This is a genomic window from Streptosporangium sp. NPDC000239 (genome assembly GCF_040300765.1).
Classification (GTDB): Bacteria; Actinomycetota; Actinomycetes; order Streptosporangiales; family Streptosporangiaceae; genus Streptosporangium.
The window spans coordinates 176,612-189,693 of record NZ_JBEPEI010000011.1 but is presented as its reverse complement, the minus strand read 5'-3'; the positions used below and the strand labels follow the sequence as shown (position 1 = coordinate 189,693).

Here is a 13,082-nt window from a genome sequence, read left to right as displayed (position 1 = left end):
CTCAGATCCGGAACGCGTTGTCGGGCAGCCGTGCCGCCGCCGCGTCGGGTGTCCACCGCGCGTACCGCCGGTGCACCGCGTCGAGATGCCCCCGGTACAGGTCGATCATCTGCCGCAGGATGACGAACAGATGCTCAACGACGGCCGGTGTGAGGTGACGCTCCTCCGACAGCAGCAACGCGGGCAGCCCGGCGTGGTCGCCCTCGACGTCGTCGTCCTCGTGCGCGCGGAACACCTTGATCAGGCGGTCCGGCACGCCGTGGTCACGGGCGAGCAGGTTCAGCACGTCGTCGCCCGACCGCGTCCCGCCGGACCGCGGCGCCGGAACCTCGGGCAGGACGAGCGCGGCCGCGAACTGCGCCACGCCCTGCCAGGCGAAGGCGCCGTAGGCGTGGCTGTAGGCCATCGTCTCGACGGCCTCCGGAGCCCGGCGCAGGACGTCGACGTCGAGACCGGCGAAGGCGAAGCCGCTCAGCAGCAGCTCGCCGTGGCCGGACTCCGAGTCGCGGAAATCCTCCAGCGCCGCGCGCTGGGCGCCGGTCATGTCGTGCCGGAACACCGGCTCGCTGGACCAGCGGGCGCTCCGCACGACGAAGTAGGTCTCCACGAGGAATCCGAGCGCGAGCCCCGGGTTCGGGCCCTCGGCCAGGGCGCGCAGCAGGGGCGCGTCGCGAACCGCGGCCGGGAACCGGCGGCGGAACACGTCGAGCAGCCTGCACGCCACGTACGTCCCGGGCACGTGCTCCTGCCGGGTGGCGTCGGGGTCGACCAGCAGGCCGGTGCTGAACAGCCGCTGGACGGCCGCGCGCGCCTCACGTTCGCCGCATCCGAGCCAGCCGCCCACCTCGGACAGCAGTTGCTGCGGCGGCACGCCGTGCGCCAGCCGCGTGAGGTCCGGGGTTTCGGCGGTGCGCGCCGGGAACTCGGCGCGGTACGTGCCGTCCTCGATGCGCACCACGCCGTCGTCGACGGTCAGGGACGCGCGGTCGCTGAACCGCGGGCGTACCGCGAAATCAATGACGTCTGGCATCGGTCCTACCTTTCAGCGGGTTTCACGAAGACACGGCCCTGGGTGTCGATGCGGTGCAGCAGCACCCGATGGTCCAGCCCGGCGAGGTACTCATCGGTGGCTCGCGTGGCGCCGCTCAACTTGCCGTAGTCGTCGACGATGACCACCCCGTGGGGTACCACTCTCGGGTACAGCTCACGCAGCTCGTGCAGGGTCGACTCGTACTGGTCCGTGTCCAGGCGCAGCAGCGCGATGCGGTCCGGCGCGTGCCCGGGGACGGTGTCCTGGACGAACCCGGTCACACAGTGCACACGCTCGCCCGGGTACCCCGCCGTGGTGATCCGTTTGTGGATCTCGGCGGCGGAGGTGCCGGATGACATGTGCTCCGGCGTCGCGGCCTCGGCGCCGGTCGTCTGATCCCCCGCCCCGACCATGCCGTCGTGCCCGCCGGCCGGTTCCCAGGCCCAGTCGAAGGTGTCGAACAGGTACAGGTCGCGGTCCTCGGCGTGGTGGTTGAGCAGGGCCAGCGCGGCCAGCAGCATGCTGCCGCCCCGCCAGACGCCGCACTCCACCACGGCGCCCGGGATGGCGTTGCCGGCGATGTGTCCCACCGCCGACCACAGGGCGTACTGCGCGGCGGCCGAGGTGAGGGTGAGGTCCTCACACTGCCGGGCGGCTTGGAGGAAGTCGTGGTCGTGGTCGAGGTCGGGAGCGGCGGACACGACCTTCGCGATTTCGGCGTGTACGTCACGCAGGGCGACGCCCGGTTCGTCGGCCACGACACGGGCCCCGCGCAGATGCCCGAGCAGGGCGGCGGCCGAGTGCCGGTCGAGCCCGGTCAGAGGGGCGAGCGCCTCGGGCAGGTCCTGCGCCGCCGTGCCGCGCGCGATCTCCGCCAGCACGACGAGGACACCCGGATCGACCTGCCAGAGGGTGAACGGCCGGTCGACGTGGCCGAGGACGAGCCGGCCGTCCTTGACGGCCACGAACGCCCCGTCTGTCAGCTTCATGACGTCGTCCTTTCCTGGTCCAGTGCGCCGCGCCGGACCAGTTCCCGCATGAGCGTCGCGGCTTCGGCGAGGCCCGGCGGGCCACCGGAGGCGCGCATCGTCTCGCTCCATCCGGCGAGGGTCCGCGTCGTACCCGGCTCCAGCGTGGCCAGGAATCCGTCGAGCCATCCGCCGCCGCGCACACGCATGACGTGCCCGTTGGCCGCCAGATAGGTCGTGTCGTCGACGACCAGCGTCGCCACGGCCGACACGTCCGGGACCGTGAGCAGGTCGGCGGCCGCGAGGCCGGGGCACGGCCGCGGCGGCGGCACCACCTCGAAGTTCGACGCGGTCCTGCGCCGCAACCGGCTGAGGCGCGTCTGCAGGTCCAGGCCGGTGCCTTCGAGGACGCGGGTCAGGGCCTTGCGCACGGCCGCCTCGACGGCGTCGGCCCGGTCGGTGCCCTCCTCCCCCGGTGTGCCGCCCAGGAACCGGGCGACGCCCAGGTCTGCCTCGGCCTGCTTGCGCAGCCGCCGCAGCACCGTGGCGAGCCGGTCATCCCACTGGTAGTACGCCATGTGCAGGGACACCGTCGCCTCCCCGTCGGAGGTCGCGCAGTGCCAGCGGTCCGACGGCCAGTACATGACGGTGCCCGCGCCGCCCTCGACCACGGTGGCCGTGTCGCGATGGTCCTCGACGCGCACCGACGCGGGCAGGTTCACCTGACGCTGGGTCGCCTCGGCACCCGCGACGTGGCCGAACACCTCGAAGGGCCATGTGTAGTAGCGCTTGGTGCCGCTGATGACGTGGGTGAAGACGCCTGCGGTGTCCTTGTGGATCAGTGTCGGCGCGGTGCCGTACGCGGAGGCGATGAGGTGGCAGTCGACCCCACCGGCTGCCTCCGAACCGGTCGCGGCGATGACGGCGTCGGCCTGGCGGCGCAGGACGCGCCAGAAGTCCCAGTCGAACTGCTGGAGCGAGTTGACGGTCAACGCGAAGGACCGCACCCGACCGCGGAGACGGTCGGCGTATCCGGCGAAGCCGCTGTCCAGCCCGCGGTCGGGCAGGTACGGGTCGAGCTGGGTGGGGTTGACGATGTTGTCGTCGGTGAAGAGCCGTACGTCCTGCGGGTCGGGCAGCGTCGTACGGGTGGCGGCGGCGGTGCACGCGAGCGTGAACAGCCGCTCCTCGGTGAAGGCACCGGTGTCCCAGGGCGGGTCGATCACGCCGGGCCCGCTCTCCCACAACGTGGTGATGTCCGGTCGCCCGCTCATCGCAGCGACCGCCGGGCGTGCTCGACGTAGGGGGCGACGCGGGGGTCCCGGGCGCTGAGCGACTCGCCGTGGTCGCGGACGAACCGGTCGGGATCGGTGACGCCCTCGTCCTTGAGGAAGGCGGCCAGTTCTCCGCCCTCTGCGCCCGCCCACAGCAGGCCGGCCAGCAGCTGCGCGTCGACACCGGGGGCGAACACACGGGAGAAGATCTTCCGGCGGCGGAACTCGGGCACCGTCGGGGCGAGTCTGGCGAGGTCGTCGTCGGCGCGGGCCGCGGCGGCCCGTTCCAGCAGCGCCGACACCTCGTCGGGCGGGTTGTCGCTCAGCTCGTCGAGCACGTGGATGAGATGGATCGGGTCCACCACGGTCATCGCCTGTTCCAGCGTTCGCAGGTACAGCCGCCGGTTCGCGCGGCGCAGCATGCCGAGCCCGTCGATCCATCGCTGGACGTTGGACGTGCGGTGGAAGGCGGCGGGCAGGTATCCGATGCCGGGACCGACGAACTCGTGCGGCCGATGCGCGGGGCCACCCGCCTCGGGTTGGGCGGGCACGCGTCGCACCGCCACCGTCACCGACGGCTTCTCGATCCAGTAGAGCTCGTGGACGAGGGTCGGCAGGATCGGCGAGACCGACGCGGCGCGCATCATGGTGCGGCTGGTCGCCGACAGTGTCGCGGACGTGACACCGTCACCGAGCGCGTCGAGTGCGGAGAAGTCGTACTCAAGGTGGACACGGCGGCCGCTGAGCGCCAGGAACGCGCCGGACGACACGTGCTTGTGCAGGGTGGAGGAGTTCTGCAGCCAGTACAGTACGTCGACCCGGATCGTCTCGGTCCTGACCACGGTGATGCAGGCGTTGCCGAAGTAGTTCTCCCATGACTGGTCCGGCCAGCCTCGCGGGTCCGCCAGCAGTTCCGCGAGGAGCAGGCCCGGGTCCACCCGGGCGAGTGCCGTCGAGCCCGCGAGGGCGGCGGCCAGCGCGTGCGCAGAACGGTCGTCGTCGGCCGTTTCCGTCTGTTCCTCGACGGCGGTCAGAGCGTCCTGAAGTTCACGGAACGCGTCGATGGTGCTCACTTCGGCTCCTTGTCGTCGTCGGCCGGTCAGGTCGGTATGCCGTGCCGCCACGGCGCGTCGGTGGGCAACCGGGCCCCGCCGCGGCTGGCCGAGGCGTACGGCACGGTCGCCGCCCCCGGTACCAGCACCCGCACCACGGTCCAGTCGGGGCCGCGCAGCGGCAGCCGGACGACGATCGGTCCGCGGTCCGCGGCGGCGAGTCGGCGCACCAGGTGCTCCAGCTGTCCGGGCGCGTCGTGGTACGGCATCTCGGGTACGGCGTGCGGGCGCTGGGAGTCCAGGTACCGGCGGCACTCGTCGATGACGGACGGCCGCCGCCACCGCGCGTGCACGGTGCTCGTCGCGGCGCCCGCGCGATGCGCGCGTACGCCCTCGTGGTACACCTGGCAGAGCTCCAGCATCGCCGAGTCGACGGCCTCGTCGAACGTCAGGCCGGATCCGCTGGAGCGCACGAGCAGCCCGGCGTGCGGATCGTGGTGGAAGGCGTGCACGTCGGGCATGAGGTATTCCCGGTTCGGCCAGTGCAGGACCCAGAGGTCGCCGCGGAAGGCGCCGGTCAGGCGGAGGCGGCGCAGGGAGGCCGCGGTGTCCAGCCGGTACGCGGGCCGCAGCCCGGTGAAGTGGTGGTAGAGGCTGTCGCGCTCAAGCACCTCGCGCAGGCCGCGCAGGGTCGCGTCCGCGACATCCGGTGCCGCCGCGAGACCGGTCGTGCCGCCGTAGGTGGGCCGGTCGGCACCGACGTAGGGGAACGTGACCAGGGCCTTGGGCACCGCGACGGTGGTGTGGTCGGTCAGATCCGTGCCGTCGACGTAGTCGGCCGTGGGCGCCGGGCCGCGGTCCCAGGCGTCGCCGTACGGATGGAACTGCGCCAGGTCGACCCTGCGTGACGTCTTGGCCGCCGGTGGCAGGCTCCAGTTGGCCTCGTAGGCCGTGTAGCGTTCGACGGCCTCCCCTACCGCGCCGGTCACCGCGGCCTGTGGATCGGTTCCCTTGCCGCTGTTTCCCTCCAGGTGGTCCTGACCGGAGGCGGGGGTCCGGCAGGTGGCGATGTGGCTGCCCGCGACCGCTCCTGGCCCGCTCTTCAGCCCGCGCACCATCCCGAACGTCCACGCCTGTGTGTCCGGCACGTCGCGGAACGCGGTACGGCGCAGGGCGGCGGGGGTGGCGAAGGAGACCCGCCTCCCGGAGTCGGCGAGGACTGCGTCGTCCGCGGTGTGGCGGGTCGCGGCCAGCACGGCGCGGACCAGGCCGTCCGGGTCGGCGCGCAACCGCCACAGCGTCGTGGAGGGCCGGTCGTGCAGGCCGAGTTCGGCGAGCCGGTGCTCGAAGGCCCAGCGCCGGTCCGGCCCCGGCCCGGACAGCGGCCCGGACAGCGGCTCGGGGCCGGTCACGTACAGGCCCTCGAAGGACTCGCCCACGCGCAGGAGCCGGCCCGCGCGCAGCGTGCGGGCCAGTGCGTCGTGGTCGGCCTGGCGATGCGTGACGATCAGGACGAGCGTCTCGGGGAGCGACGGACGCCCGACCACCCACCGGGCCTGACCGGCGGCGGTCAGACGGCGGGCCAGCGCGGCGCACGCGCGGGCCGGCACGCCGGCGCCGCGCACGAGCACTCCCGTCACCGGTGCGCCGGGCCCGGAAACGTCCGGGCCGAAATCTCCCGTTTCCAAATCGCCGGAAAGCGCGAGAGGCTCGATGAAACCCGCTTCCACCGCATTGTCCGCACCCATGGCCTGCGCAATTGTGGACGCATCGATCATATCGGTCGCAAGGCGGACCAATGAAAGCTTCGGCCCCAGGAGGAATGCACTCGCCCCCTGGGCGGCGGTGACCACCCAAGGGGCGAGACCATAGGCGAAATCGCTGCTTTCGGACGCCACAGAATGTGATCCAGAGGCAGCCGGATACGAATTCGCCATGCGCGACGTCAGTAGGACTTCGGCTGCAGAATGATCGGGTTGCTGTCGAGTTCCATCATTTCGACAGTGAACTGGACATGCTCCTCGCCTGCGGCGGGGAGCTCAGACTCGGAAGCCAGGTTCTCAGCCATGCGTACCTCTTTCGAGGGTCGACGACGATTCTGACAAAAGTTAACAGGCGCAGACAACATAATCAATGGTGCGGGTGGCGGGAATGGACGGCCGCTGTTATGGTCGGATTTCGGCGGCGGCAAATCAAGCGCCCGGACGTTGACATGTCTTCTGAGGGGTCGTTGCATGGTCACTCACGCCGGCGTGCCGGATCTCTGGGCATTGGACCGGATCGAAGAGGTCGCGTCGCCCTATCACGACTGGGTGCCGCAGGATGAGCCGGTCCTGTCCGAGAACGTCGTGCTGAGGGCCGAAACCGACGGCGTCGAGATCGTCCGCGCCGGGACCGTCGCCGGCCGGATCCGGGGCGTGTCGTGGTCGGCCGCGTTCGCCGAGCACCTCGCCGCGCGGCCGCCACTCACCGCGGGCGACCTGGCACGGAGACTGTCCATCCCCTTCCCCCAGCTGGCCGAAGCGCTCATGACACTGGAACGGTTCGGCGTCGTACGCACCGCGCTGGCCGAACGCTGCTCCCGGGGAGGTGCCTGATGGATGCCGATCCGTTCGCGCCGCGGGTCTTCGACGACGTGCTGCCCCCGGCACTGCTCGAAGCGCTCAGCGCCGCGGCCGCCGCGTTGCCCAACCGCACGCTGTCCTTCTGGACCGGCCTCGACGCGCCCGGGCCACCGCTCATCGCGGCCGTCCTGCGCCACCTGAAGGCACTGGTCGGGCTCCCGCAGCTCGACCGGCCCGGCGCCGGGGTCGAGTGGTGGGTCCGCCGAGCCCCCGCCTACCACTTCCAGCCCTGGCACGTGGACAAGGACGAGGCGCTGTTCATGCGCGACGGCGTCGTCCGGCCGCCGACGGCAGCCAGCGTCTTCTACCTCGGCGACGCGGGCGGTGCGACCATCTTCTCCTCCCAGGTCTGCGACCAGGAGGGCACGGCCCTCGTCCCGCGCCGCCTCGAACGCGCGTGGACCATCGCGCCACGCCGCAACCGGTTCGTGGTCGCCCGGGGCGACGCCGTCCACGCGGTGCTGCCCAGCCGCGACCACGCGCAGCGGGTCCGCACCAGCGTGCCGATCAACTGGTGGTCAGCTCCGATGGTCGGCAACGAGCGGCTGGCGACCGAGGCCTCCGACCACGAGGCCCTGGCACGGCTGACCGACGCGCCGGTGCCGGCTGAGCCGTCGAAACCGGTGCGGGTGCCGCTGCGCACGTGGTACGCCGCGGATCTTCCCCGCCCGGTCGAGCAGCGCTGGCCCGCGTGGAAGGCCGAGTCCCAGGCCTGAACGGCCCGCCGTGCCCAGAAGCCGTCGCCGGCGAAGGCGGAGGTTCCGTGGAACGAATCCCGTTCCACGAGGTCATGGACGCCCGACGACGAGCTTGAGGGAGCCGAGGAACTCGGGCTGCTCACGCAGGTGGCCGAAGCGCTCGTCCCAGGCGCCGCTTTCGAGGTCGCGCCGCAGCCGATCGACGGTACGGGCCTGAACGGCGTCGTCGACGAAGCCCCACGCCGACTGCGAAGCCCGGACCTCGGCGTCGAGGAAGCGTTCGGGGCGGGCGTAGTAGGCCTCGGCGAAACCGTCGACGCAGTCGAACGGGATCGCGACCGGCAGCACCTCGGCACGGCTCCCGATGTGGGAGGCGATCAGGTCGATCGGCGGGTAACGCCGGTGCTCCACGGCGATGATCTCGGGGGCGTACTCGGCGAGCCAGTACAGGCCGAGAAGGTCGCGGTCGAAGGTCAGGACGACGACCGGGCCCCGGCTGACCCGGCGCAGCTCGCGCAGGCCCTGCCCGAGGTCGCTCCACTGGTGGACGGTGACGGTGGCCATGGCCGCGTCGAAGGCGCCGTCGTCGAAGGGCAGCCGCTCGGCCGCGGCGTTCACCGCGGGGGCCAGGTGGCGGGGCCGCTGGGCGCGCATCATGGCCGACGGCTCGACAGCCACGACGTGCCGGTCCGGCGGCTCGTAGGAGCCGGCGCCCGCGCCGACGTTGACGACGGTCCTGGCCTGCCCGAGCGCGGCGTGGACGTGGGCGGCGATACGGGGGTCAGTACGGCGCTGCCCGGCGTAGCCGTGGCCGTGACGCTCGTAGTCGAAGTCCCCGGCGGGAATGGTGGTCAAGAGACCTCCTGTGAGGAGCGGGTGACGACGGCCCGGACGGAGCACGGCCCCTGACACGCCCCGGGGGGGGGGGTGGTTTCGCCACGTGAGGACCGGCGGCCGGGCACTCTCTTCGAGGAGCATCGCATCCGCCGCCCCGCCGCCGCACGGCGGCCCCGGAGAAGTCCTCGTTCAATCAAATGGTTGACTATCGTGATCCACATGGCCTCGTCGAGGAAGCCCTCTCCGGACGGGCGCGCGGACGGCGGAGGAGACACGAGAACGCCTCCTCGCCGCGGCCGTCGCCGAGTTCGGCGCCAAGGGCTACGCCGGAGCCCGTACGGCGTGCATCGCCGCGCGGGCCGGGGTCAACCAGCAACTCATCTCCTACCACTTCGGCGGCAAGCAGGGGCTGCTCGACGAGCTCCGGTGCCGGAGGGAGGAGATCCAGGCGACGATCGTCCCGCCGGGGGCCTCGTTCGCCGGACGGATCCGCGCCTACCTCAACGCAACGTTCGACCGGCCCGACTGGGCCAGGTTCGTGGCCTGGCAGGCGCTGGGCGACTGCCCATTCGCCGACGCCGAGGAGGAACGGCTGCGGGCGGAACAGCAGCGGGAGAAGACGGTCGCAGCGGTGGCCGAGGCCAGAAGACGGCAGGAGAACGGTGAGGTCCGCGCCGGGATCGACCCCGCGTTCGCGCTCCTGGCCGCCTACGCGATCACGCTCGCGCCCGTCACGATGCCGCAGCTCGTCGAGGACGTCCTCGGTGGCGACCCGCTGTCACCGCAGACCCGGCGGATCCTTCGCACCCAGCTCGTCAGGCTGCTCACCGATGAGCAGACCGAGGAAGACGAATAGGAGAACCCACACGATGGTCACCGTTGTCTTCGGCGCCAGGGGAAGTGTCGGCCGCCACGTCGCCGCGGGTCTGGCCGCGTTGGACGTGCCGGTCCGGCTGACGAGCAGAACCCCGGACGACTCCCACGTGGCGGCGGATCTGGACGCGCCGCACACCCTGCCCGCCGCGCTGGAGGGCGCCTCGCAGGTCTTCCTCTACGCCAGGTCAGAGGGCGTCGACGGGTTCGTGACGGCCGCGCGTTCGGCCGGGGTGCGGCACGTGGTGCTGCTCTCCTCCGCCGCGGTCGTGCAACCCGGTTCCGCCCACAACCCGATAGCGCGCGAGCACCGGGCCGTGGAGTCGGCCCTTGAGGAGTCCGGGATCTCGTGGACCTTCGTCCGCCCGGGGATGTTCGCGACCAACACCCGCTGGTGGTGGACGGAGCCGATCAAGAAGGGCGAGGCCGTGCGGCTGCCGTACCCGGACTCGATGATCGCCCCGGTCGGTGAACGGGACATGGCGGCGGTCGCGGTACGGGCGCTGACCGAGCAGGGGCACGGGCGGCAGGCCTACACGCTGTACGGCCCGCAGGCGCTCACCCTGCGCGAACAGGTAGGGCACATCGGCGCGGCCATCGGCAGGGAGATCCCGGTCGAGGTGGTGACGCCCGAGGAGGCGCGGGCCGATCTGAGCGAGAAGATCCCCCGGATGGGGGTCGAGGCGATCATGCGTGCCTGGGAGGCGGGCACCAGGGCCGTCCCGGAGACCTCGATCATCGTCGAGAGACTCACCGGGAGGCCCGCCCAGACGTTCGCCGAGTGGGCCCGCGAGCACGCCGACGACTTCCGTCCTTGACGGGGCCGACGGGGCGGGGCGTCGGTCGCGGTGTGAACGTCCTCGGCGCCGACGGTCATGGACCGGTTCTGTGAGCCGTTGTTCACTGAGCGCACCGGCCTCACGAGAGGAACAACGATGCACTGGACGCGAATGGCGGCGATCGCCGCGTTGAGCGTGGCGGCAGCGATTCCGGCGACACCGGCGGGCGCCGTCACCGGCCCGCCCCCGGCCGGGGCCTCCGGCGCCCTGGCCTACCCCACCGCCAACGTGTGGGTCAGCCCCACAAGCTGGAGCGGTGACTGCTCACGCGGGCACACCTTCACCTTCACCGGCCAGATCTCGGTGCTGCTCACCCCGGAAACGGTCCGTTACCGCTGGATCCGCAGCGACAACGCCTCCGCTCCGATACAGGAGGTGTACTTCGGCCTCGGCCAGACGACCAGGTCGGTCAGCACGACCTGGCTGATCGGCGCGCCGGGGACCCACTCGGAGGCGATCGAGATCCTCTCCCCCACCCACTCCTATTCCAACTGGGCGTCCTTCAACCTGCGGTGCACGAACACGCCCGGGTGACACCCCGCTGAGAGAACGTCCCGGCTGGGATCGGCGGACGGCGGCCACTACGGTCGGAGCGCGAGGCCCCCGTACATCCGATCCCGCTGGAGATCTCCCATGGCTCGCACCGGACAGCAACGGCTGGCGCGGCGCCTGGGAGCGGCCGACGCGGTGGTCATCGGCCTGGGGTCGATGATCGGCGCCGGTGTCTTCGCCGCCTCGCCCCGGCGGCGCGGGCGGCCGGAGCAGGCGCACGCGGTGGCGGTCGCGGCCGTGGTGGTCCTGGCCGGTACGGCGGACCTGCGCGGCGCGATCGGCTTCTCCTCCTTCGGAGTGCCGGTCTACTACGCCATCGCCAACGTCAGCGCCTGGACCCTCGGCCCGGCACAGGGACGTCCGCCACGACCGATTCCTCTTGTCAGCCTGGCCGGATGCCTCGTCCTCGCCGGTTGCGCGGTGCTGGCCGCGGGGGCCGTCGTGTACGGCCTGCGCAGAACGCTCGCTCCTCGTTCCCCGTGACTCACCGGGCGTCCTGGGGCGCGCGCCGCAGGAACGTTTCGATCCGGTCGAGCGCGCCCGCCCACGCCTCCCTGGCGAAGAAGTCACGGGTCTCCTCGGTCGGGAAGCCGGACTGGACGACGGTCATCAGGGTCTGGCCGTCCGGCTGCTCGGCGAAGGTGACCTCGACGTGCGTCGTCAGGGTCGCGCCGTCGGGCGAGCTGCCGGTCACCTCCGACACCAGCCGGTTCGGACGCTCGACCACCAGGAAGGTCTGCCGTTCGCGGAACAGGTTGTCCTCGTCCGGCCCCCACGCGGCGGTCTGCACGCCGCCGACGCGCAGGTCCACCTCGATCTCGACGACACCGGGGCGCTCGTCGAGGATGGAGAACCAGATCTTCTGCTTGTCCGCGTCGGTGTAGGCGTCGAAGACCTCCTCGGGGGTGGCGGGGAGCACCCGGGTGATCCGGAGCTGGGAGGCGTCGTTCATCGCTCGGTGCCTTTCCTCAGGGTGAAATAGATGTCCAGGCCGTCCATGCGGCGTTCCCAGAGCCGCTGGTAGCGGCCGATCCAGGCCGTCACGTCGGTGAGGCGCTCCGGTCCGAGGCGGCACTGCCGTACTCTGCCGACCTTCTCGGTGGCGACCAGGCCCGCCTCTTCGAGGACCTTGACGTGTTTGGCCAGCCCGGTGACCGTGATCCCCGCGCGTTCGGCCAGTTCGGAGACCGTGGCGGGTCCCTCGCCGAGCCGGACGAGGATGTCGCGGCGCGTCCCGTCGGAGAGCGCCGCGAACACCTGGTCGAGAACCTCTCGCTGAACCATGTGGTTCACCATACCATCGGTGAACCACATGGTTCAACGTCTGGCGCGGAACACGCCTCGTACATCCGGGCCGGCGGTTCATCAGCCGCCGCCCCTCCGGGCGCCAACCTGTCCCGAGGGTGCCGCGACCGCTTCAGCAGGCAGGTCGCCACGGCGTCGCCGCCGGTCACGAGACCACTCCCGTTTCCCGGTACGCCGGCCGTATGGCTAGAGGTTCAGCAGGTGAGCGGTCAGGTCGTACAGGCGGCGGGCGGCGTCCGGGTCGAGCGAGGGCAGCGCGGGATCGAGCGGGCGGCGGCGGTCGTAGGCCAGCAGCCCGCCTCCGCCCGGCGGGTCGTCCATCAGCTCGATGATCGGCGCGATGGCCTTCTCGACCGGCTGGGCGGCGATCCTGGCCAGCAGTTTGACGGCCGCCCTGGCCGGCTGCCCGAGGCTGTCGGTGCCGCTGTCGGTGAAGCCCGGATGGTGCAGCAGATAGCGGACGCGGCCGTCCGGGTGGTTGGCGGCGTAGGCGGCACCCAGGAGGTCCGTGGCCCGCCCGCCCTGCAGCAGGGCCCTGATTCCGCCGTAGCCACGCCGGAGCGACAGGTCGTCCCAGTGGACCCGTCCCTTGGTGATACCGACCCCGCAGACGTTCACGATCATCGGGTTCTCGCCGCGTTCGAGCAGGCCGGTCAGGCCGTAGGCGAGCAGGAAGCGGCTGACGTAGTAGAGGGCGAAGGTGGACTCGTAGCCGTCGGCGGTCTCGGTCCTCCGGGGGAAGTGACGGATCGCGGTGGACACCAGACCGTCCAGTGCGTCGTACCGCTCCCCGACCTCCTTGATCACCCGGGCGTTCTCCGCGACCGAGGTCAGGTCGGCCCGCAGGAAGGTCGCCCGTTCTCCCGCGCCCAGCCCGGCGGCCTCTTCGAGGAGACGCCGCCCCCTGGCCGGATCGCTGCCCACGGCCGTCACCCGGTCGCCCCGGCGCAGGAAGTGTAAGGCCAGTCCTCTCCCCATCCCGCTCGTTCCCCCCGCAACCACATATGTCCGCATATTTCCCCCTTTAAGT

General features: G+C 71.6%; 16 protein-coding genes and 1 pseudogene. 7 read left to right on the top strand and 10 right to left on the bottom strand.

Annotation, left to right across the window (positions count from 1 at the left end; all coding sequences use genetic code 11):
- Nucleotide 1: 1 nt before the first annotated feature.
- From ABT340_RS25925 to ABT340_RS25900, 6 genes are all read right to left on the bottom strand, one after another.
- The gene (locus ABT340_RS25925; protein WP_352013427.1) at nucleotides 2-1,030 is read right to left on the bottom strand and encodes a hypothetical protein; all 1,029 of its coding nucleotides are present in this window, start codon (nucleotides 1,028-1,030) and stop codon (nucleotides 2-4) included.
- A 5-nt stretch (nucleotides 1,031-1,035) separates the two neighbouring features.
- Nucleotides 1,036-2,019 (bottom strand): TylF/MycF/NovP-related O-methyltransferase, encoded by a 984-nt coding sequence (locus ABT340_RS25920; RefSeq protein ID WP_352013426.1) that lies wholly within the window; start codon nucleotides 2,017-2,019, stop codon nucleotides 1,036-1,038.
- Complete coding sequence (locus ABT340_RS25915) at nucleotides 2,016-3,272, bottom strand: hypothetical protein (RefSeq protein WP_352013425.1); 1,257 nt, start codon at nucleotides 3,270-3,272, stop codon at nucleotides 2,016-2,018. Before ABT340_RS25915 ends, ABT340_RS25920 begins: the two co-directional genes overlap by 4 nt.
- The gene (locus ABT340_RS25910; RefSeq protein WP_352013424.1) at nucleotides 3,269-4,345 is read right to left on the bottom strand and encodes a hypothetical protein; all 1,077 of its coding nucleotides are present in this window, start codon (nucleotides 4,343-4,345) and stop codon (nucleotides 3,269-3,271) included. The genes ABT340_RS25915 and ABT340_RS25910 overlap by 4 nt, the downstream gene beginning before the upstream one ends.
- Before the next feature lie 26 nt (nucleotides 4,346-4,371).
- On the bottom strand, nucleotides 4,372-5,949 hold the full coding sequence (locus ABT340_RS25905) for a YcaO-like family protein (protein ID WP_352013423.1): 1,578 nt from the start codon (nucleotides 5,947-5,949) through the stop codon (nucleotides 4,372-4,374).
- A 320-nt stretch (nucleotides 5,950-6,269) separates the two neighbouring features.
- A complete protein-coding gene (locus tag ABT340_RS25900) occupies nucleotides 6,270-6,392 on the bottom strand; it encodes a hypothetical protein (RefSeq protein WP_352013422.1) in 123 nt (40 codons plus the stop codon).
- Nucleotides 6,393-6,558: 166 nt separating this feature from the next.
- Here ABT340_RS25900 and ABT340_RS25895 point away from each other — a divergent pair, with 166 nt between their 5' ends.
- Nucleotides 6,559-6,921, top strand: coding sequence for a hypothetical protein (locus ABT340_RS25895; protein ID WP_352013421.1), 363 nt, complete (start codon nucleotides 6,559-6,561; stop codon nucleotides 6,919-6,921).
- The gene (locus ABT340_RS25890) at nucleotides 6,921-7,664 is read left to right on the top strand and encodes a hypothetical protein (protein WP_352013420.1); all 744 of its coding nucleotides are present in this window, start codon (nucleotides 6,921-6,923) and stop codon (nucleotides 7,662-7,664) included. The genes ABT340_RS25895 and ABT340_RS25890 overlap by 1 nt, the downstream gene beginning before the upstream one ends.
- 72 nt (nucleotides 7,665-7,736) lie before the next feature.
- Here ABT340_RS25890 and ABT340_RS25885 read toward each other — a convergent pair whose 3' ends face one another.
- Nucleotides 7,737-8,501 (bottom strand): class I SAM-dependent methyltransferase, encoded by a 765-nt coding sequence (locus ABT340_RS25885; protein WP_352013419.1) that lies wholly within the window; start codon nucleotides 8,499-8,501, stop codon nucleotides 7,737-7,739.
- 277 nt (nucleotides 8,502-8,778) lie between these two features.
- On the opposite strand from ABT340_RS25885, the pseudogene ABT340_RS25880 reads away from it, so the two are divergent.
- The 5 genes and pseudogenes from ABT340_RS25880 to ABT340_RS25860 form a co-directional block, all read left to right on the top strand.
- Nucleotides 8,779-8,895: pseudogene (locus tag ABT340_RS25880) on the top strand (TetR family transcriptional regulator); the annotation flags it as partial.
- Nucleotides 8,893-9,339: a hypothetical protein gene (locus ABT340_RS25875; RefSeq protein ID WP_502992531.1), complete on the top strand. Its 447-nt coding sequence runs from the start codon at nucleotides 8,893-8,895 to the stop codon at nucleotides 9,337-9,339. The pseudogene ABT340_RS25880 and the gene ABT340_RS25875, both read left to right, overlap by 3 nt.
- A 13-nt stretch (nucleotides 9,340-9,352) precedes the next feature.
- Nucleotides 9,353-10,174, top strand: coding sequence for an NAD(P)H-binding protein (locus ABT340_RS25870; RefSeq protein WP_352013417.1), 822 nt, complete (start codon nucleotides 9,353-9,355; stop codon nucleotides 10,172-10,174).
- Nucleotides 10,175-10,291: 117 nt separating this feature from the next.
- Nucleotides 10,292-10,729, top strand: coding sequence for a hypothetical protein (locus tag ABT340_RS25865; protein WP_352013416.1), 438 nt, complete (start codon nucleotides 10,292-10,294; stop codon nucleotides 10,727-10,729).
- Between the two features lie 99 nt (nucleotides 10,730-10,828).
- Entirely contained in the window at nucleotides 10,829-11,230 is a 402-nt protein-coding gene (locus ABT340_RS25860) for a hypothetical protein (RefSeq protein WP_352013415.1), read from the top strand.
- A 1-nt stretch (nucleotide 11,231) separates the two neighbouring features.
- Here ABT340_RS25860 and ABT340_RS25855 read toward each other — a convergent pair whose 3' ends face one another.
- The 3 genes from ABT340_RS25855 to ABT340_RS25845 all read right to left on the bottom strand — a co-directional run bounded on the left by ABT340_RS25855 (nucleotide 11,232) and on the right by ABT340_RS25845 (nucleotide 13,066).
- The gene (locus tag ABT340_RS25855; protein ID WP_352013414.1) at nucleotides 11,232-11,699 is read right to left on the bottom strand and encodes an SRPBCC family protein; all 468 of its coding nucleotides are present in this window, start codon (nucleotides 11,697-11,699) and stop codon (nucleotides 11,232-11,234) included.
- Nucleotides 11,696-12,031: an ArsR/SmtB family transcription factor gene (locus ABT340_RS25850; protein WP_352013413.1), complete on the bottom strand. Its 336-nt coding sequence runs from the start codon at nucleotides 12,029-12,031 to the stop codon at nucleotides 11,696-11,698. The genes ABT340_RS25855 and ABT340_RS25850 overlap by 4 nt, the downstream gene beginning before the upstream one ends.
- A gap of 207 nt (nucleotides 12,032-12,238) precedes the next feature.
- The gene (locus ABT340_RS25845) at nucleotides 12,239-13,066 is read right to left on the bottom strand and encodes an SDR family NAD(P)-dependent oxidoreductase (RefSeq protein ID WP_352013412.1); all 828 of its coding nucleotides are present in this window, start codon (nucleotides 13,064-13,066) and stop codon (nucleotides 12,239-12,241) included.
- Nucleotides 13,067-13,082 lie beyond the last annotated feature (16 nt).

What these genes read in the sequence shown, in the direction of transcription:
- ABT340_RS25855 (WP_352013414.1), bottom strand. Translation starts at nt 11,699, where the DNA reads ATGAACGACGCCTCCCAGCTCCGGATCACCCGGGTGCTCCCCGCCACC.
- ABT340_RS25895 (WP_352013421.1), top strand. Translation starts at nt 6,559, where the DNA reads ATGGTCACTCACGCCGGCGTGCCGGATCTCTGGGCATTGGACCGGATC.
- ABT340_RS25890 (WP_352013420.1), top strand. Translation starts at nt 6,921, where the DNA reads ATGGATGCCGATCCGTTCGCGCCGCGGGTCTTCGACGACGTGCTGCCC.
- ABT340_RS25900 (WP_352013422.1), bottom strand. Translation starts at nt 6,392, where the DNA reads ATGGCTGAGAACCTGGCTTCCGAGTCTGAGCTCCCCGCCGCAGGCGAG.
- ABT340_RS25860 (WP_352013415.1), top strand. Translation starts at nt 10,829, where the DNA reads ATGGCTCGCACCGGACAGCAACGGCTGGCGCGGCGCCTGGGAGCGGCC.
- ABT340_RS25920 (WP_352013426.1), bottom strand. Translation starts at nt 2,019, where the DNA reads ATGAAGCTGACAGACGGGGCGTTCGTGGCCGTCAAGGACGGCCGGCTC.
- ABT340_RS25865 (WP_352013416.1), top strand. Translation starts at nt 10,292, where the DNA reads ATGCACTGGACGCGAATGGCGGCGATCGCCGCGTTGAGCGTGGCGGCA.
- ABT340_RS25925 (WP_352013427.1), bottom strand. Translation starts at nt 1,030, where the DNA reads ATGCCAGACGTCATTGATTTCGCGGTACGCCCGCGGTTCAGCGACCGC.
- ABT340_RS25870 (WP_352013417.1), top strand. Translation starts at nt 9,353, where the DNA reads ATGGTCACCGTTGTCTTCGGCGCCAGGGGAAGTGTCGGCCGCCACGTC.
- ABT340_RS25850 (WP_352013413.1), bottom strand. Translation starts at nt 12,031, where the DNA reads ATGGTTCAGCGAGAGGTTCTCGACCAGGTGTTCGCGGCGCTCTCCGAC.
- ABT340_RS25915 (WP_352013425.1), bottom strand. Translation starts at nt 3,272, where the DNA reads ATGAGCGGGCGACCGGACATCACCACGTTGTGGGAGAGCGGGCCCGGC.
- ABT340_RS25845 (WP_352013412.1), bottom strand. Translation starts at nt 13,066, where the DNA reads ATGCGGACATATGTGGTTGCGGGGGGAACGAGCGGGATGGGGAGAGGA.